Raw genomic sequence first — 17,679 nt, forward strand, 5'->3', positions numbered from 1 at the left:
CCTGCTGACTACATACGTTGTCAGAAGGCTCGAAGAGGAGCGTCGATGACCATGGTCGTCTCCACGGGTGTCCCCGGTCGGCATCCCGTCGGCCCGCGTCCGGTGCCCGGCATGATCAAGCTGCTGGCCCTCGGCCTGGGTATCCGCAAGCCGTCCGAGCGGGAGTGGGGCCGGCTGGGGGAGCGCCTCACCGTAGGCGACGAGTCGATGGATCGGTTGTTGGATTGGATGGTGGCCACCGGTCTGCCGCAGACGCGACCGTTGTTCGACCGCGCGCTCGCCGAAGGTATTGCCAATGTGCCCGAGGCTCCGGACCCGCTGCGGGACTTCTTCGCTCGGATCGAGGCGACACCGTCCTGGGTGGACCCGGAGATCATTCGGCGCGGGCAGTTGGTGATGCGTCGCGGCGGTGCCGACGGGATGTACGTCGCACGCGACGTGTCGCTGCTCGGCGGCTACCAGTTCTCCGGTTTCAACAAGACCTTGCTGCGCACGGGTGCGCTGGAGAAGGGCTCGAACAAGCGCTTCGCCGAGACGATGCAGTGGGCCATGGATGTCATCGCCGAAGGTGGGCTGGAACCCCTCGGCGGCGGGTATCAGTCCACGATCCGGGTCCGCCTGATCCACGCCTTCGTCCGCAGGCATGTGGGTGCCATGCCGGATTGGCGCGCCGATGAATGGGGCGTCCCGGTCAACCAGACCGACATGGCAGCCACACTGATCGGCGCGCTCATCGCCCCGCCGGCCGCCAGCCTGGGCATGGGGATCCTCAGTTCCCCGGAGGACCTGGATGCCGTCGCACACCTGACGCGCTACGTCGGCTGGCTCATCGGGGTCGAGGACGAGTGGTTGCCGCACAACTTCCGGGACGGCATCCGGGTGCTGTATCACACGCTGACCGCCCTGTCGGCGCCCGACGATACGACGCGTCAACTTGCCGGCCCGATGGCCGACGATCCGCTGTCCTGGCACTACGACAGCCTGCGGGCGTTGCGCCGCCGGATGGCACGGGCGCAACATCTTTCGGTGACGAGCGCTTTCCTGGGCCCGCGGGCGATGCGGATGCTGGGGCTACCGGCGTTCGTGCCGCCCTGGTACCCCTTGCTGCGACTGCCGATCAATGTGGTGCGCAGTGCCGTGGACATGGCGGTGCCCGGAGGCATGGACCGCGCGGCGCGGCGCGGTCAGCGTGAGCAACAAGCCTTGCTGCGCACCATGATCGGCGACAGTCACGCAGCCATCGGCGAATCCGCGGCGCACGTCAGCCGAGTGGCATAGCGTTGCGCGTGGCTGCACCACGATCCATGTGATGATTTGAGCCGCAGTGTATTTGACGGCGGATCCGTGGGCTCAGCGAGCGGTTTCGGAAACCCGGTACGCACCGTGCTCGATGGCGCTGCTCACGCAGTGGCGACCGCCCGCACGTTCTCGTTGATCCGGGACCCAGCTGAACAGACGGTTCTTCAGGTTGAACCCGTCGGTGAGGGCCGGCGATCCGCGGTTCGCGCGCCACGATGCCGTCGATCAGGTCTTGGCTGATCGGGGTGGCAGCCAACGACGCGGCGCCTCCATCATGGACGACCGGCTCGGAGAGTGTGGTTGCCGCAAACGGCTCGATTGGAGTGGCGCAGCGCTGATGTGGGTACCCGACGGTGTTATTCCACCGTGAGCGGAGGCTTCCATGAGCGCGGCACCCACTTTGAAGAAGGCGTTGAGTCAGCGTCAGCTGACCATGATCGCCATCGGAGGCGTCATCGGCGCGGGCCTGTTCGTGGGCTCCGGCGTCGTCATCGGCGACACCGGCCCGGGGGCATTCCTCACCTACGGGATGGCCGGCGTGCTGATCATCATGGTGATGCGGATGCTGGCCGAGATGGCGGTCGCCAACCCGTCCACCGGTTCGTTCGCCGACTACTCCCGCAACGCCCTGGGTGACTGGGCGGGGTTCTCCGTCGGCTGGCTGTACTGGTACTTCTGGGTCATCGTGGTCGGCTTCGAGGCGATTGCCGGCGCCAAGATCATCCAGTACTGGATGGACGTCCCATTGTGGCTGTCCGCGTTGGTGTTCATGGTTCTGATGACCGCGACCAATCTGTTCTCGGTGTCCTCCTACGGCGAGTTCGAATTCTGGTTCGCGGGCATCAAGGTCGCGGCCATCGTCGCCTTCATCGCGGCGGGGGCGGCGTACATCTTCGGGCTGTGGCCCGACAAGTCCGCCGACTTCTCCAACCTGACCAGTCACGGCGGCTTCATGCCGATGGGTTTCGGGGTCATCACCGTGGGCATCGTGACGGTCATCTTCTCCATGGTGGGCGCCGAGATCGCCACCATCGCCGCCGCGGAATCCAAGGATCCGGAACGGGCCGTGGCCAAGGCCGCCAACTCGGTGATTCTGCGCATCCTGGTGTTCTACGTGGGGGCGGTGCTGGTGTTGGTGACCATCGTCCCGTGGAACGACGAGAGCGTCGCCGCCTCACCGTTCGTCGCGGCATTCAGCGAGATGGGCATCCCGTACGCCGACCATGTGATGAACGCGGTGGTGCTGACCGCCGTGCTGAGCTGCCTGAACTCGGGCATGTACACCGCGTCGCGGATGTTGTTCGTACTCGCCGCCCGCCGGGAGGCGCCGCCGTCGCTGGTCAAGGTCACCCGCCGGGGTGTCCCGGCCAACGCCATCCTGGCGTCCTCGGTGGTCGGGTTCCTGTGCGTCATCGCCGCGGCCGTCTCGCCCGACACCATCTTCGCGTTCCTGCTCAACTCCAGCGGCGCGATCATCCTGTTCGTCTACCTGCTGATCGCGATCTCACAGATCGTGTTGCGCTACCGCACCCCGGATTCGCAACTGCGGGTGAAGATGTGGCTGTTCCCGGTGCTGTCCGTGCTGACCGCCCTGGGCATCGTGGCGATCCTGGTGCAGATGTTCATCGACCGCGAGTTGCGGTCTCAGTTGGTGCTGAGTCTGTTGTCGTGGGCGGTGGTGATCGGGCTCTTCGTGGTCAACAAGTGGTTTGTGAAGCGACGGCCGCGCGACGAGGCCGCGGAGGCCGGGTTCCCCGCCGGCAGCGCCCGCCGGGTTCTGGTGCTGGCCAACCGAACCGTGGACTCCACCGAACTGCTTGACGAACTCCGCCGGATGGGGGCGGATCGGGAATCCAGGTTCCTGGTCGTGGTGCCGGCGAGTGCGGTCGACACCGGGGCGGCCGCCACCCACGGCCCGTATGACGTCACCGAGGCCACCGAGCAGGCTGCGCAGGAGCGGCTCGACACCGTGCTGGCCACGCTGCACGGCGAACACCTGGACGCGCAGGGCGAACTGGGTGACTACCGGCCGCTGCGTGCGCTGGAGAACGCGGTCACCAGATTCGGGCCCGACCAGATCGTGATCGCGACGTTCCCGCCGGAGTTCTCGATGTGGCACCGCTTCGATGTGGTCGACCGGGCCCGCACCCAATTCACGGTGCCGGTCACCCATGTGGTCGCCGAGTCCGTTGCGGTGAACCAGGTTCGGGAATGACCATCCTGGCCGGGTTCAGTGCGAGCGGCCAGGGTCCGGCGCCGCTTCATCTGGCGGCGCAACTGGCCCGCTGCACCGGCGCCCGGATCGTGGCCGCGGCGATCGTCGAACGACCCTGGCCGGCCAAGCCGGACCCGGTCGAGAACGAGTACCTGCATTTCCTGAGCGCCCAGGCCGATACCGTGCTCAATCGGCTGACCGGCCAGTACCTCGGCGGGCTGGATGTGTGGCGGATCGTGCACCAGGCCCGGTCCATCCCGGAAGGGTTGACCGAGCTCGCCGCCGAGGTGCACGCGGACATCGTGGTGGTGGGCTCGTCGTCGGCGGGGCTGCTCGGCCGGATCGCGCTGGGCAGCGTCACCGACCGGCTGGTGCACACCGCCGCGCTGCCGGTCGCCATCGCTCCCCGCGGGTACCCGGCACAGGCCGGGCAGATTCAGCGACTCACGGTGGCCTACGGCGGCCAGGCCGACGCGGTGGGGTTGATCGCGACGAGCGCGGAACTGGCGCGGCGGTGGGGGACGCGCCTACGCATCGCGTCGTTCACCGTACGTCCGGTGACGATGTTCAGCGGCGCCATCGAACCTGCCGCCGAAGATCTCGTGATCAGACAGTGGGCGGAGCGGAACAAGGCCGAAATCGCGGCCCAGCTGCACAAGATCCGATCGGGTGGCGCCGAGATGGTGGTCGGGGCCGGACCGACATGGCGGGATGCGGTCGACGGTATCGAGTGGGGGCCGGGCGACATCATGGTGCTGGGTTCGGGTGCGGCGGGGCCCGCTGCGCAGGTATTCCTCGGCTCGGCGGCAGCCCGCATCCTGCGCCACGCCCCGGTGCCGACGATGATCGTGCCGCGCAGTCGGGAGGCGAACGCTTCGTAGCCGGACAAGCCGCGCATTTCCGGCCTATCCACGAGCACAATTGAACTCAGCGGATGCAGCCCAGGGGGCATGACATGGTCAGAACTCATACGGTGGCGGCGGGGGAGACGTTGTCGGCGCTGGCTCTGCGCTTCTACGGCGTCCAGGAACTCTATCGATTGATCGCCACCGCCTCCGGCGTACCCGACCCCAACGCGGTCAGCGTGGGCCAGCGGCTGGTCTTCCCCGACTACACCCGCTACCCGGCGGTCGCGGGGGACACGCTGGCGGCGTTGGCGATGCGGTTCTTCGGTGACGCTCAGCTGGGCTGGCTGATCGCGGGGGCCAGTGGGATACCCGAATCCAGCAGCCTGGGTGTGGGCCAACGGCTCATCGTCCCGGACATCGTCAGATATCGGGTCGCTGGCGGAGATACCTTGGCGGCATTGGCATCCCGATACTACGGCGACGCCTCGTTCTATCCACTGATCGCCACCGTCAACGGTATCGCCGACCCCTCCGCCATCAACGTCGGGCGGGTACTGGTCATCTTCGTCGGGCGCAGTGACGGCTTCGGGCTGCGGATCGTGGACCGCAACGAGAACGATCCCCGCCTGTGGTACTACCGGTTCCAGACCGCTGCGATCGGCTGGAATCCGGGCATCAATGTGCTGCTGCCCGAGGACTACCGGACCAGCGGGCGGACCTATCCCGTGCTGTACCTGTTGCACGGCGGCAACGAGGATTTCCGCCAGTTCGACTTCCTCGGCATCCGCGGATTGACCGCGGGGAAACCGATCATCGTGGTGATGCCCGACGGCGGGCACGCGGGTTGGTACTCGAATCCGGTCGCTTCGTTCGTCGGCGCACGGAACTGGGAGACCTTCCACATCGCCCAGCTGCTGCCGTGGATCGAGGCGAACTTCCGGACCTACCACGAGTACGACGGTCGCGCGGTCGCAGGGTTCTCCATGGGTGGTTTCGGTGCGTTGAAATACGCCGCCAAGTATTACGGCCATTTCGCCTCGGTCAGTTCGCATTCCGGTCCGGCGAGCTTGCGCCGGGACTTCGGGCTGGTGGTGCACTGGGCGAACATCACCTCGGCAGTCCTGGATCTGGCCGGGGGCACGGTTTACGGTGCGCCGAACTGGGATCAGGCCAGGGTCAGCGCCGACAACCCGATCGAGCGGATACCCAGTTACCAGAACAAGCGGATCTTCCTGGTGGCCGGCACCAGCCCGGATCCGCTCAACTGGTTCGACAGTGTCAACGAGACCCAGGTGCTGGCGGGACAGCGAGAGTTCCGTGACCGGTTGCGGGCTGCGGGGGTTCCGCACGAAGCCCACGAGGTGCCCGGCGGGCACGTCTTCCGCCCCGAGATGTTCCGCCGCGACCTCGACGGGATCCTCGCCCGGCTGCGCCCGGCCGGCGGTGGCGGTGCGGCGGGAAGCCTTTAGCCGCTCAGTCGCGCAGGGCGTCCTCGATACGTTGCACCTTGGCGGTCAGCTGACCGACATGTCCGGGACGGATATCGGCCTTCAGAACCAGGCTGACCCTGGGGGAGGCGGCGGCGATGGCGTCCACGGCCTGCTTCACCACCGCCATCACCTCATCCCAGTCGCCTTCGATATTGGTGAACATGGCGTTGGTCTCGTTGGGCAGGCCCGACGCGCGTACCACCCTGACGGCCTCGGCGACCGCGGCGCCGACGCTGCCGTCCTCGTCGCCGCCGGAAGGGCTGACGCTGAATGCCACGAGCATGATCGGCTACTGCTTGCGCAAGGCCGTCGGGCGGACGACTCGGATCACCCGGTCGGACTTGTCGGCGGCGTGCCCGTACAGCGGGCGTTTCAGCAGCGATTCGTAACCTTCGGGAATGGCGACCATGAGGATCCTCTCGGTGAACGTTTCCGATCGGGCAAGTACGGGCAGTGAGAACTTATGACCCAAGACACCAAGGTTACTGTCGAACGAACCATCGCAGCGCCCGTCGATGCGGTCTTCGACATCCTGTCCAACCCGAACCGGCACCCGACGCTCGATGGGTCGGGGTTCATCCGCAGTGTCGACCACGCCGACCGGATACAGAAGGTCGGCGACGTGTTCACGATGAACATGCAGGGCGATCACATGGGCGGTGAATACAAGACCGACAATCACGTGTCCGGCTACGTGAAGGACAAGTTGTTGGCGTGGAAGACCGCACCTGCCGGGACCGAGCCTCCCGGCTGGGAGTGGGTGTGGGAGCTGGAAGCGCAGGGACCCGGCGAGACGTTGGTGCGCCACACCTACGACTGGTCCAAGGTCACCGACAAAAAGCTGCTGGAGAAGGTGAAGTTCCCGCTCGTCACCGAAGATCAACTCGCAGACACCCTGGCCCGGCTCGCGGCCGAAACGTCGTCCTGAGCCACGGCCGCGAGGCATCAACCCAGGATCGGGAACCGGCGTTGGCGGGCAAGCTGGTCCAGAGCGGTCTGCATCACCGCCCGAACGTGCGCGTCGACCTCGTCGATGTCGGGGTCGTCGCCGAACTGGTCGGTCACATCGATCGGCGGCAGCACGCGCATGACGATCTTGGAGGGCAATGGGATGTTGGCCGGCAGCACCGTGGTGAGCCCGAACGGCAGGCCGATGGTCAGCGGGAGGGCCTTGAACCGAATCCGGTGCAATCCGAGACGCCGGGCCATCTGGTCGCCGCGCGCCAGGAACCACTGGGTCTCCTGGCCGCCGATGGACACCATCGGCACAATCGGCACGCGGGTCTGTATCGCGGTGCGGACGTACCCGGTGCGGCCTTCGAAGTCGATGACGTTGGCGGACTGCGACGGTCGGAACGCGTCGTAATCCCCGCCGGGAAATACCAAGACCACCGCGTCGGACCTCAGCGCGGCCTCGGCGTTCTCCGGTGAGGCCTCGATGGCGCCGGCTTGCCTCAGGACCGAACCCCACGGGCCCATCAGCACGCCGTAGTGCGCCAGGATGTGCAGCGGCCGGTCATAGCCGAAGGCGTCGTAGAAGGCGGGGGCGAAGATCAGCACGTCGGGGGTGAGTACCCCGCCGGAATGATTGGCGACCACCAGCGCTCCGCCGGTGGCCGGCACATTCGCGATGTCCCGGACATCCGAGCGGAAGTAGCGCGACACGACGGGTCCGACCAGACTGCTGATGCGCTGCGCCACGGCCGGGTCCCATTTGGTGATCTCGCTGTCGGTGTTGTCCACGGCGCCCCCTCTGCAGCCGAAGCTGTGATCCAGCATCAGCGGGATGCCCCCTCCCGCGCAGCTTCAATCGTCAGGTCTACGGCAGGATGTCGGCCGGGGTGGCGGTTTCGACGAACCTGCGCGCCGCGGCGGCGAGCTGCTCGTCCGCGGTGGCCAGTGCATCCGCCTGCAGTCGCGTCAGCGCGATGTACTCGGCCTGGTGGGTGTCCGGCCAGTCCAGTTCGGCGGCGATTCGCCAGGCATGCGCCTGCAGCACACGGTCGCCGAGCAGTCGGATGCGCAGGCCACGAATACCGTCGAGAATCGTTCGGCCCGTTGACTCGTCGGTCTCGCCGCGGCGAACCGCCTGGTAAACGAGATTCAGTGCTTGCGAGCGCAACAGCGTTGGCGCCACCAGGCTGTGCGCAGCTGGGATGGGCACGGCACGGGCGGCCAGGTCGATGGCCAGCGGCGCATCGATGACGAAGGTGGTCATCCTTCACCTTGGTGGGACTGCGGCAACGAAGTCAATTCGCGGCATGATTCCAGGGTGAGTCGGCGAGCGTCGCCGGCGTGGAAAGCCGTGATTCGGGCAGCGCCGGGACGGCTTTGAGCAGGGGGTTGCGGTCCCGCAGTGCTCCGGCGGTGCGTCCCCGACCCCAGCCGACCATCGCGCGATACCCGCCGAGCAGCCCGTGGGCGGTGACGGCGTCCTCATCTGCGTGCGGACTGTCCGCTCCGACCGGTGCCGAGACAGGGGAGACGTACAGCGCATCGACCGGACAGTAGGCCTCGCAGAGAAAGCAGGTCTGGCAGTCCGACTGTCGAGCGACCACCGGGATGCCGTCCTCGCCACGGTCGAACACATCGGTGGGGCACACTTTGATGCAGACGTCGCAGCCTATGCACGCGGCGGTGCTGACGATCTCGATCACGCCACTGCCGCCGACGAGATCAATTGTGGCAGCACCGGGTCCGAGGTCGTCCATACCTCGTCGAGTCCACCGACCAGGAGACGGTGGCTGAGTCGGTGGTCGACATCGGGCAGGTCTTCGCGGCGGTGAAGTCCGCGGGTCTCGGTGCGCGCGAGTGAGGCCGCGGTGATCCATCTGGCTGCGGCGACCAGGGCCACCGCCTGGCGGGCCTTGTATGCGTCCCGCGCCGGTAGTGGGGCGAGCCCGAAAGATATGTCCTCCCACAGCTTCTCCAGGGCCCCTGCGGACTCGGTCAGTCTGGCGTGCGATTTCAGGTGACTGCGCATCGGCGGCAGGATGTGCTCCTGCGCCGTGCGCACGACCTCGTCGACGGTCGGTGCATCGCCGGGACCCGGCCGCAGGCCCGGGCGATCGATGATCTCTGCGGATGTGCCGGGATGGCGACGACGGCTGTACTCCGCGGCGCCACGTCCGGCGAACGATCCTGATGCGATCGCCCATGACCCGTTGTGGCTGCCGCCGCCGCTGATCGAACCGGTGATCAGCTCCCTGGTTGCCGCGTCGCCGGCGGCGAAGAGCCCGGGAACGGTGGTGGCACAATCGGATCCGGTGAGTCGCAGACCGCCGGTGCCACGCACGGAGCCCTCGTAGACCATGCGCAGCGGGTAGGCGGTGACGAACGGATCGATGCCGGCCTTGTCGAGCGGCAGAAAGTAGTTCGGTTGGGCGTCACGCATAGTCTGCCGGATGTGCTCCGGCGCCCGGTCCAACCTCGCGAAGACCCGCTGTCCCCGTGCCAGTGCGTGTTGCGCATCCTTGCGGCCGGCCAGACCACGCTCGGTGGGGAAGGGGTGGCCGTGCTCGTCGTAGAAACTGGCCCACTGCAGCATGCGCCCTTTGGTGTGGGTGCCCCACTCCGGGGCCAGCGCGTAGGCGGTGCAGAACTCCATGCCGGACAACTCGGCCCCCAACTCGGCGGCCATCAGTAATCCGTCGCCGGTGTCGACATTGGTGCCGAACGAGCCGGACAGGAACGCGGTGCCGCCGGTGGCCAGCACCACCGCGCCGGCGCTGATCCGCCACCGCCGCCCACCGTCCTGACGTGCGATTCCGGTGGCGCCGTTGATGACTCCGTCACCGTGGGTGGTCAGCGCGATGGCCGGGTGATGGTCGAGGATCCGTACGCCGCTGCGGTGGGCCTTGCGCCGCATCCGGCGCATGTATTCCGGCCCCTGCAGGCTGACGCGGAGTTGCCGGCCGTCGTCATCGACCGGGAACGGGTATCCCCACTCGGCGAGTTGGTCGATCCGGTCCCAGGACGCGGACAGCACCCGCGCCATCCAATCGGCGTCGGTGAGCCCACCGGCGGACGCCTCGCGCTCCCGGATGGATTCGTCGCGTCGTGGGCCGGGTGGGACCAGCCACAGATTGTTGCCGCCGGCCGCGGTTGCTCCACTGGTCCCGCAATAGCCCTTGTCCACCAGCGTGACTCGGCTGCCGGTCTCGGCGGCGGCAATCGCGGCCCAGGTGGCGGCCGGGCCACCGCCGATCACCAGGACATCGGTGTGGTGGGTGTCGATGTCATCGACCGTGGTCATGTCCGACCTCTTCCTGCACACCCAACTCGGCAAGCAGCACGCGGCGCAGGTCGTCGAAACCGTCGTCACCGCGGGTGCGCGGGAACGGTAGGTCGACGCGGCGGTCCAGCGATACCCTGCCTCCGGAAAGGACCACTACGCGGTCGGCGAGCAAGATCGCCTCGTCGACATCGTGGGTGACGTGCAGGACAGCCATGTGCCGCCGCGCCCACAGATCGTGCAGCAGGCGGTACATCTTGAGTCGGGTCAACGCGTCGAGCGCCCCGAAGGGTTCGTCGAGCAACAGCAGATCGGGTTCCCGGACAAGCGCTCTCGCCAGTGAAACACGTTGGGCCTCACCACCGGAGAGCGACAATGGCCATGACCGTCCCTTGTCCGACAGCCCGACCTCGTCCAGTACGGCCTGCCCACGAGCGGGATTGCTCGGGGCGTCCGGGCCGGGGTCGGGCAGGGCGAAGGTCACATTGGCCAACGCCCGACGCCAGGGCAGGAGGCGCGGATTCTGGAACACGACGGCACGTGAGCGCGGCACGATCACCGACCCGTCGGCCTGACTGTCGAGACCGGCGAGAATGCGCAGCAGCGTGCTCTTGCCCGAACCGGAGTGGCCCAGCATCGCGACGAATTCCCCGTCGGCGATGTCGAGATCGAGGCCGTCGAGGACCTGCTGGGACCCGAACCCGCGATGCAGTCCGCGCACGGCGACCACCGGCGAGCTCATGCCGTGCCTTCGAATCCGGTGAAACCGTTACGCCAGGACAGCAGGCTGCGCTCCAGCAGTCGGACCACCGCGTAGGAGGCGATTCCGAGCACCGCATAGATCACGATCACCAGCAGGGAGACCTCGAACTGCAGATTGGTCTGAGCACGCGACATCAAGAAGCCGATGCCCTCGGTGGTGTTGATCATCTCCGCGAAGATCAGACTCAGCCACGCACTGGAGAGACCGAGTCGAAGACCGACGAGGAAGTTCGGCATCGCGCCGGGCAATATCACCTGGGCGATCATCGTGGGGCGGCGGGCTTCCAAAGTGGTGGCCATCTCGACCAGTTGCTGATCGACACCGCGGATCCCGGAATAGGTGTTGATGTAGATCGCAATCGCGACACCGAGGGTGATGAGCACGATCTTCGGCCCCTCGCCGATACCCATCCAGATGATGAGCAGCGGGGTGAGCGCGAAGTTCGGTACCGCCTTGAGGATCTGCATGCTCCAGTCGAGCAGGTCCTCGCCGGTGCGGGTCAGCCCCGCGAGCACCGCCAGCAGCACGCCCACCGTGATCCCGAGTACGGTGCCGACCAGCACGCGGGTGGTCGAGGTGCCGATATGAAGCGCGAGTTGGCCTTCGGTCAGAAGATGCCAGCCGGTGACGAGCACATCCGACGGTGGCGGGAACAGATCCGGATTCAGCAGCCCACTGGTCGATCCGATGGTCCACGCGGCCAGGATCAACACCGGGCTGGTCATCCGGCGCACCGGGCGCGGGATACGCGCCCATACGCCGCGCCGGCGGCGGTTACCGGCGACGACGTCGACGAGTTGCGGAGCGGGACGTCGGGGCGGGGCGACCGCGGTCACGACTTCGCTCCGGCCCACTCACGTACGTCATACCGGTTCTCCAAGGAGCCGTCGTCCTGCAGGAATTCGTAGGCGGCCGCAAGCTGGTCGACGCCCTGCTTCGGGAAGGGCTCGGTGTTGAACTCGTCGGGATGGATCGCCTCCTTGACGAATTCGACCTCTGTGCCGTCGGTCTGGGCGACCCAGGCCGCGTACTCGTCGAAGTTGTCCTGGATGTCGCGGTTGACCGCGGTGACGGCGTTGCGCCAGGCATCGGCGAACCCGGGGTGCAAATCGGTGAACGTAGCCAGCGAGATGGTGGTTCCGGTGTACCCCAGGTCGTGCCGGGACAGGCTGTCGATGATCGGGAAGCCCTTGTGTTGCAGTTCGATCGCGCTGGCCCCGCTGACCGCGGTGGCGGCGATCTCACCCGAACTCAGGCCCGCGATCGACTCCGGCGTCGGCACGTCGCGGACCTCGATCTTGCCGTCGAGTCCGGCAGCGCTGATGAGCTGCCTGGTGGACCGGTCGCGGACCGTACCGTGCGGTGCGGTCACCACCTTGCCGACGAGCCCCTGGATGTCGGTCGGGCCGCCCTTGGCGCCCACCAGCCACACGTCACTGTTGATCGAATCAAGAGCAAGCAGAACCACTTTCGGATCTCTGCTGCGGGCCCGAAGGGCGGGGTTGTCGCCGACGGCCGCGACATCGACGGCGCCGGCGAACAACGCCGACACGACGTCGCTGCCGGACTGGAAGAACGAGTATTCGATCTTGTCGACACCGGCCGCCTTGAGCTGCTCGGCGAGGATGCCCTCCTTGTCGCCCCAACCCAGGGAACCGGCAGGGGTACCGGTGGGAGACGTGGCGCCGATGCGCAGCGTGATGCCGCCGGAACCGTCGTCGCCGCTGCTGCACGCGACGGCAGAACTCAGGACGACAAGCGCGAGAACGGTGCGCACGAAGTGGCGGAACATGAGTCGGCCTCCGGGAGGGTTTACCGATGAGCACGGATGCATCCCATTAGAGGCGGTTGTGCCGCCCGAGACCACGCTTGCGATCAGCGTGACGCGAACGTTTCGGTGTGCTGACCACGCCGCGGCACCCCACTCACCTACGCTGCCCACCATGTCAAGGCCGGCGACTTCGGAATAGACCCGCAGCCCTGCGCGAACGGATGCGGTTCTATACCGACGCGGTGCCGGCGTCGGCCGTTGACCAGCGACCGGCTTCAGCGTGCGGCGTTGTGTGACAGCACATTTGCTGCCTGGCAGACCATTCGGGCCAGCTGCGGGTGGCTGTCGGGCGGCATCCGCTCGATCGGACCGCTGATCGCCACCGCGCCGATCGGGCGGCCGTCGACGTCGAACACCGGGGCGGCGATGGTCATCGAGGGGGCATCCACTTCGCTGCTGGCCGCATAGCCGCGGACGCGGCACGCGTCGAGCACTTCCAGAAACTCGGCGTCGGGCGCGTCGCCGAGTAATTCGGTTTGACGCTCCGGGCTCAGGTGGGGCAACAAGACCCGGCCGGTGGCGCTGGTGCGGGCGGGGACGTCGGATCCGATGCGCGGCACCATCCGCAAGGCCTGGCGGCTCTCCGCGACCTGCGACACCACCAGCCGAGGGCCGTCGGGCTCGTTGAAGATCGCCGTTTCGCCGGTCTCTACCGCGAGCCGGTCGAGCGTCAGCTGGATCGCGTGCCTCAGGTCGGCCTTGGCTCGTGAGCTGTGCGCGATGGTCAGGATGCGCGGGGTGATTTCCCACCGGGTCATCTGCTCATCGCGCTCCTGGATCCAGCCCTGGTCCGCGAGCGTCACGAGGGCACGTTGCACGGCGCTCTTGTCGATTCCCAGCGTGCGTGACAGCGCGGCGACGCCGACCGGCTGGTTCGCCGCCACGGCCTCGAACACGGTCAGTACGCGCGCAGCGGTGGAACTGCCCTTGACGGCCATCCGGAAACCTCGCTAACGTTAGATAGTGATCTAGCATATCAAATAATGACACAATTGGACGGACTGGGAGGAACCTGTCATGCCATCGATCCATGTCCGACCGTTGCGCGACGACCTTTCGTTCGGGGTGCGCATCACCGGTGTCACGCTCGCGGTGCTTGAGGATGAGCAGGTTCGCGAGCGTCTGCGCCGGATCTTCCGGGAGCGCGGGATGATCCTGTTCGAGGACGTGGTGCCCGACGGCAGGTTGCAGGTCGAGATCAGCAAGGTCTTCGGTCCGTTGAAGGACCACCCGGTCCCGACCGTGCCGCGGGCCGGGGGAGCGCTGCATCCGGGAGTGATCGAGATCGGTCAGGCGCCGCGTGAAGGAAACATCGTGGAGGTCGACGGTAAGGCGGTCACGTCGTGGCTGCCCTGGCATTTCGACCACTGCTACAACAATGAACTGAACCTGGCCGGCGTGCTGCGCTGCGTGACCGGTGTCAGTGCAGGGGGTGAGACCGGATTCGCCGACGGGATCGAGCTGTACAAGCTGCTCCCGGCGGAGCTACGCCGGCAGATCGAGGGCCGCAACATTCTGTACACCCTGAATCTGCGCTTCGCGGACATGCGGTTCGGCCTTGCCGATGGGTTCCGTGAGATCCAGCCGCACGCCGCGCTGCAGAAGACGATCGACTACGGCAAGAATCTGCCACGGGCCGTGCATCCCGCGGTATGGACGCGGGACACCGGCGAGAAGGTTCTGCACGTCTCACCGTGGATGGCGGCCGGGATCGAAGGTGACGAGACATCGGGCGGGGACGATCTGCTGGAAGCCGTCTGCACGGAGATGCTGTCCGTGATCAAGCCCTACTTCCACACGTGGCGCCCCACCGACATGATCATCTGGGACAACTTGCGGATGCTGCACGCCGTCAGTGGCCACGACCCGGATGAGCCCCGTGTCATGCACCGCACCACAATTCAGGGTGACTACGGCCTGGGCTACTTCGAAGGCAACGTACGGGGTCACAAGATTCTGGAGATGACGGTCTGACAGCGCCGTTGTTGCCAGAGCTGCCGTAATCCCCACGGCATGTTGCGTTTCGCTCAGTGTCAGTTCCCGCTTTCCGCGAGGCGCGCGAGCTGGTCGGCCACGGTGCCCCACCCGTCGGCGAAACCGAGTTCGGCATGCTTGTCCCGGGCAGCGGGATCGGCGTGACGCGCGACGATGCGGTAGTCGGTGCCCTCGGCGTGGTCGCGCATGCTCACCTCGGCCGTCATCGCGATCGGAGCCGGGGACGCCGGACGCCAGGTGCTGTCGACGGCGTTGGTGAGCACCAGGCGTTCGAACTCCTCCACCAGCAGGAAGCACGCATCCAGGTGTGGGAGGAAGGTTCGGCCGTCGTCCTCGCTCATCTGCGTCACGAACGCGCCGCCCGGCCGGACCTCCAGCCGTTCGACTCGGCACAGCATCGGTGACGGAATCCACCACTGTGCCAGCTTCGCGGGGTCGGTCCATGCTTCCCATACCGTCTTGCGGGGGGCGCGGATGATGCGATGGATGCTCAGGTCCAGATCGGGGTTCATGTCGTGCTACTCCTCCGGGTCGGTGACGAAGTGCTGCAGGCGGTCGGTGCGGTCCAGCCAGATGCGGCGCTGCTGAGCCAGCCAGTCCTCGAGGATCGCGAGTCGATCGCGGTTGAGGTTGCAGGTGCGTACCCGGCCGGTCTTGGACGTGTGGATCAGCCCGGTCGACTCGAGGATGCGGACGTGCTTCATGAACGAGGGGAGTGTGATGGTGGCATCGCGGGCCAGATCGCCGACACTTGCCGGTCCTCGTCCGAGTCGATGGATCACGGCGCGTCTGGTCGGGTCGGCCAGTGCCTGGAAGACGTCGTCGAGTTCGGCCGAAAACTGTGCCACGCGGCTAAGTATTCACCGCCTCAATACTTAGCGCAAGGGCTAAGTGTTGCCGGTGTCGCAGGTGCGCAGGACGTCCACGTCATCGCCGACCCGGATCGGCCCGGAGGTCAGGATCCGGAAGACCGTGCCGCCACGCCGGTGCATCGCCGCCGCGGCACCGGGCGCGATCCAGTCGTCCAGCAGTCGGCACGGTGCGGCGATGCGCACCACTTCGAGTTCGACGTCACCGATGCGAACCCTGTCCCCGGGCTTGGTCGGAATCTCCCCGGCGTCGACGGTCAGATTGCGCCGGGTGGCTCCGGAGTCGATGGGATGGCCGAGATCAGCCGCCGCTCGGTCCAGGAGTTCGCGCGACTGCAGGGTGACGTGTCGGTGCTTGGCGCCGTGATACCGGTCGCCGACCAGACCCTTGCCGGCCTCGGCGTCGACCATCGCGACCGAACGCGTCGGCACCTTCCGGCCCGGGGCGATGTGGATGGCGACGATCTGCACGGTGAGCCAGTCTAGGTCTCGACGGATGCCGCCTCTCGGGCTGGAACATCGTCACACGGGCTGGGGGACGGGTGCTTCTTCCTTCTCGAGTTCCACTTCGGTCTCGGCCTGAGGGGAAACGGGCGGCCGGGCGGTGTTGTCCGGGCGCACCGTCAGTATCGCCGAGATGCCCAGTGCTGCAACCAGAGCGATCAACGCCACCGCACCGGCGGCCGGGGACACCGTCCAGACGCCGTTGAGCAGGAAGATGGCCGGCAGCGTGCATGTCGGGACCCCGAGCAGGATCAGCACCCATCCGGTGAAGCGGCCGACATCGAAGGCGCGGATCCGGGTCACGCCCAGGCCGAGCAGGACGAAGAAGAGCGTCCACATGAGGGCCCAGGTCGCCCAGATCACCGCGAACACCGGATCGGTCCCGATGCTCTTCGCCGCGTGGAACGCGGCGATCGCCGCGACGAACGCGCTGTACCAGCCGAACCCCTGTGGCTCGAGATCGTAGACCTGGATCAGGCCGAACCACAGGTAGGTGAAGCCGAACAGCAGGCTCGGCCAGGCCCCGTCGACGACGACCGCATCGCCGTCCGCTTGCAGGATGACCAAGGTCGGCAGAATGACCTGCGCTGCACCGACGAAGAAGTTCAGCGGTGCGGCGCTGCGCGGGGCGACGATCCCGATGGACACCAGGCCGTTGACCAGTAGGACGACGCCGACCAGGAGAAGTCCGACGTTCCCCATCAGTGGCTCACCCACTGCACGAACTGCTCGGATGTGATCACCGGCGCGAAGAAGTCGTTGATGCGCCGGAAGGCATCTGGTTCCTGGTCGGGGTGGACTGCACCCGTGGCGTCTCCGATGATGATCGGCAGCAACCCGTGATCGCGCGCGGCGCGTGCGTTCCCTTCGATGCACCAGTCGAGGTGGATCCCGGTGATCACCACCACCTCGACCTTCTGTCGGCTCAGGGTGAGGGGCAGATCGGTGCCCACGAAGGCGGTCTGCAATGCCTTCTCGAACAATTCGTTGTCACCGGGCTCCACCAGGTCCCGCAGTTCGCCGACGAGCGCGTCATCCCATGCGATCTGTTCCGGCGTGGCGTCGATATGGCCCGTCCAGCCACGGTATTGGACGCGGTCGAAGTCGGTCTGCGGATAACTGTCCCGGAACACCGAGAAGCCGACCCAGTTGAAAGAGACGAAGTTCGGTGCCTTCCGGGCAGCCCGGACTGACTTCACCGTCGCCTCCAGACTGCCGCGCAGGGCGTGCCCCTCGCCGTACTGCACCCCGCCTGGTTTGTACAGCGAGTTCGATTGGCTCACCGACAAGAAGGCGGCCGGCCGGCTGAGGATCTCGCGAAAGTCGAGTTCCTGCCAGTGCTTGGCCAGGGGCGGGATCGAATCGATGTTGCTCGACGGGAATCCTGCTGTGGTGGAGTCCAATTCGACTGGATCCAGGGGAGTGGGTCGTTGCGCGGTTTCGAAGGTGGCGGTCATGGATCGGCTCTCTCGTCGACGTGGGGCCAGGCGTGGGGCGGCAGGGGAGCCGACGACACGCCGTGTTACGTGTGTGATACACGCCCGGATAAAGACTGGCATGGCGGGGCCGCCGAACGAGTACTTAAAATCCGCCGGATCAAGACAGCGACGCGAATTGGTGCAAGGGCTCAG

20 protein-coding genes are annotated in these 17,679 nt (G+C 66.7%); 6 read left to right on the forward strand and 14 right to left on the reverse strand.

Annotation, left to right across the window (positions count from 1 at the left end):
* Window positions 1–45: 45 nt before the first annotated feature.
* From V4U86_RS13140 to V4U86_RS13155, 4 genes are all read left to right on the forward strand, one after another.
* Window positions 46–1,278: an oxygenase MpaB family protein gene (locus tag V4U86_RS13140; RefSeq protein ID WP_395311633.1), complete on the forward strand. Its 1,233-nt coding sequence runs from the start codon at window positions 46–48 to the stop codon at window positions 1,276–1,278.
* Window positions 1,279–1,681: 403 nt separating this feature from the next.
* A complete protein-coding gene (locus tag V4U86_RS13145; protein WP_395311634.1) occupies window positions 1,682–3,514 on the forward strand; it encodes an amino acid permease in 1,833 nt (610 codons plus the stop codon).
* Window positions 3,511–4,395 carry a universal stress protein gene (locus V4U86_RS13150; protein WP_395311635.1) on the forward strand — a complete coding sequence of 295 codons (885 nt, stop codon included), beginning with the start codon at window positions 3,511–3,513 and terminating at the stop codon, window positions 4,393–4,395. The genes V4U86_RS13145 and V4U86_RS13150 overlap by 4 nt, the downstream gene beginning before the upstream one ends.
* A gap of 74 nt (window positions 4,396–4,469) precedes the next feature.
* The gene (locus V4U86_RS13155; protein WP_395311636.1) at window positions 4,470–5,831 is read left to right on the forward strand and encodes an alpha/beta hydrolase-fold protein; all 1,362 of its coding nucleotides are present in this window, start codon (window positions 4,470–4,472) and stop codon (window positions 5,829–5,831) included.
* A 4-nt stretch (window positions 5,832–5,835) separates the two neighbouring features.
* Here V4U86_RS13155 and V4U86_RS13160 read toward each other — a convergent pair whose 3' ends face one another.
* Window positions 5,836–6,135 (reverse strand): thiamine-binding protein, encoded by a 300-nt coding sequence (locus V4U86_RS13160; RefSeq protein WP_395311637.1) that lies wholly within the window; start codon window positions 6,133–6,135, stop codon window positions 5,836–5,838.
* A 180-nt stretch (window positions 6,136–6,315) separates the two neighbouring features.
* Here V4U86_RS13160 and V4U86_RS13165 point away from each other — a divergent pair, with 180 nt between their 5' ends.
* Window positions 6,316–6,780 carry an SRPBCC family protein gene (locus V4U86_RS13165; protein WP_395311638.1) on the forward strand — a complete coding sequence of 155 codons (465 nt, stop codon included), beginning with the start codon at window positions 6,316–6,318 and terminating at the stop codon, window positions 6,778–6,780.
* Between the two features lie 17 nt (window positions 6,781–6,797).
* Here the strand turns inward: V4U86_RS13165 and V4U86_RS13170 are convergent, their stop codons facing one another.
* From V4U86_RS13170 to V4U86_RS13205, 8 genes are all read right to left on the reverse strand, one after another.
* On the reverse strand, window positions 6,798–7,631 hold the full coding sequence (locus V4U86_RS13170; RefSeq protein WP_395311639.1) for a lysophospholipid acyltransferase family protein: 834 nt from the start codon (window positions 7,629–7,631) through the stop codon (window positions 6,798–6,800).
* Window positions 7,632–7,671: 40 nt separating this feature from the next.
* Window positions 7,672–8,070 carry a type II toxin-antitoxin system VapC family toxin gene (locus V4U86_RS13175; RefSeq protein WP_395311640.1) on the reverse strand — a complete coding sequence of 133 codons (399 nt, stop codon included), beginning with the start codon at window positions 8,068–8,070 and terminating at the stop codon, window positions 7,672–7,674.
* A gap of 31 nt (window positions 8,071–8,101) precedes the next feature.
* A complete protein-coding gene (locus V4U86_RS13180; RefSeq protein WP_395311641.1) occupies window positions 8,102–8,509 on the reverse strand; it encodes a 4Fe-4S dicluster domain-containing protein in 408 nt (135 codons plus the stop codon).
* The gene (locus V4U86_RS13185; protein ID WP_395311642.1) at window positions 8,506–10,107 is read right to left on the reverse strand and encodes an FAD-dependent oxidoreductase; all 1,602 of its coding nucleotides are present in this window, start codon (window positions 10,105–10,107) and stop codon (window positions 8,506–8,508) included. The genes V4U86_RS13180 and V4U86_RS13185 overlap by 4 nt, the downstream gene beginning before the upstream one ends.
* Window positions 10,091–10,828 (reverse strand): ABC transporter ATP-binding protein, encoded by a 738-nt coding sequence (locus V4U86_RS13190; protein ID WP_395311643.1) that lies wholly within the window; start codon window positions 10,826–10,828, stop codon window positions 10,091–10,093. Before V4U86_RS13190 ends, V4U86_RS13185 begins: the two co-directional genes overlap by 17 nt.
* Window positions 10,825–11,703, reverse strand: coding sequence for an ABC transporter permease (locus V4U86_RS13195; RefSeq protein ID WP_395311644.1), 879 nt, complete (start codon window positions 11,701–11,703; stop codon window positions 10,825–10,827). Before V4U86_RS13195 ends, V4U86_RS13190 begins: the two co-directional genes overlap by 4 nt.
* The gene (locus V4U86_RS13200) at window positions 11,682–12,641 is read right to left on the reverse strand and encodes an ABC transporter substrate-binding protein (RefSeq protein WP_395311645.1); all 960 of its coding nucleotides are present in this window, start codon (window positions 12,639–12,641) and stop codon (window positions 11,682–11,684) included. The genes V4U86_RS13195 and V4U86_RS13200 overlap by 22 nt, the downstream gene beginning before the upstream one ends.
* Window positions 12,642–12,895: 254 nt before the next feature.
* Window positions 12,896–13,618 carry an IclR family transcriptional regulator gene (locus V4U86_RS13205; RefSeq protein ID WP_395311646.1) on the reverse strand — a complete coding sequence of 241 codons (723 nt, stop codon included), beginning with the start codon at window positions 13,616–13,618 and terminating at the stop codon, window positions 12,896–12,898.
* A gap of 79 nt (window positions 13,619–13,697) precedes the next feature.
* Between V4U86_RS13205 and V4U86_RS13210 the strand changes: the two genes are divergently transcribed.
* On the forward strand, window positions 13,698–14,654 hold the full coding sequence (locus tag V4U86_RS13210) for a TauD/TfdA dioxygenase family protein (RefSeq protein WP_395311647.1): 957 nt from the start codon (window positions 13,698–13,700) through the stop codon (window positions 14,652–14,654).
* Between the two features lie 59 nt (window positions 14,655–14,713).
* On the opposite strand, the gene V4U86_RS13215 is transcribed toward V4U86_RS13210, so the two are convergent.
* The 5 genes from V4U86_RS13215 to V4U86_RS13235 are packed head-to-tail and all read right to left on the reverse strand — an operon-like array spanning window position 14,714 to window position 17,505.
* Window positions 14,714–15,187, reverse strand: coding sequence for an SRPBCC domain-containing protein (locus V4U86_RS13215; RefSeq protein WP_395311648.1), 474 nt, complete (start codon window positions 15,185–15,187; stop codon window positions 14,714–14,716).
* Window positions 15,188–15,193: 6 nt separating this feature from the next.
* Window positions 15,194–15,523 carry an ArsR/SmtB family transcription factor gene (locus tag V4U86_RS13220; RefSeq protein ID WP_395311649.1) on the reverse strand — a complete coding sequence of 110 codons (330 nt, stop codon included), beginning with the start codon at window positions 15,521–15,523 and terminating at the stop codon, window positions 15,194–15,196.
* Between the two features lie 39 nt (window positions 15,524–15,562).
* Complete coding sequence (locus V4U86_RS13225) at window positions 15,563–16,015, reverse strand: MOSC domain-containing protein (RefSeq protein ID WP_395311650.1); 453 nt, start codon at window positions 16,013–16,015, stop codon at window positions 15,563–15,565.
* Between the two features lie 51 nt (window positions 16,016–16,066).
* Window positions 16,067–16,750, reverse strand: a complete 684-nt coding sequence (locus V4U86_RS13230) for an AmiS/UreI family transporter (protein ID WP_395312029.1) — start codon at window positions 16,748–16,750, stop codon at window positions 16,067–16,069.
* Window positions 16,750–17,505, reverse strand: coding sequence for a cysteine hydrolase (locus V4U86_RS13235; RefSeq protein ID WP_395311651.1), 756 nt, complete (start codon window positions 17,503–17,505; stop codon window positions 16,750–16,752). Before V4U86_RS13235 ends, V4U86_RS13230 begins: the two co-directional genes overlap by 1 nt.
* Window positions 17,506–17,679: the final 174 nt, after the last annotated feature.

Source organism: Mycobacterium sp. AMU20-3851 (assembly GCF_043974665.1).
Lineage (GTDB): Bacteria > Actinomycetota > Actinomycetes > Mycobacteriales > Mycobacteriaceae > Mycobacterium.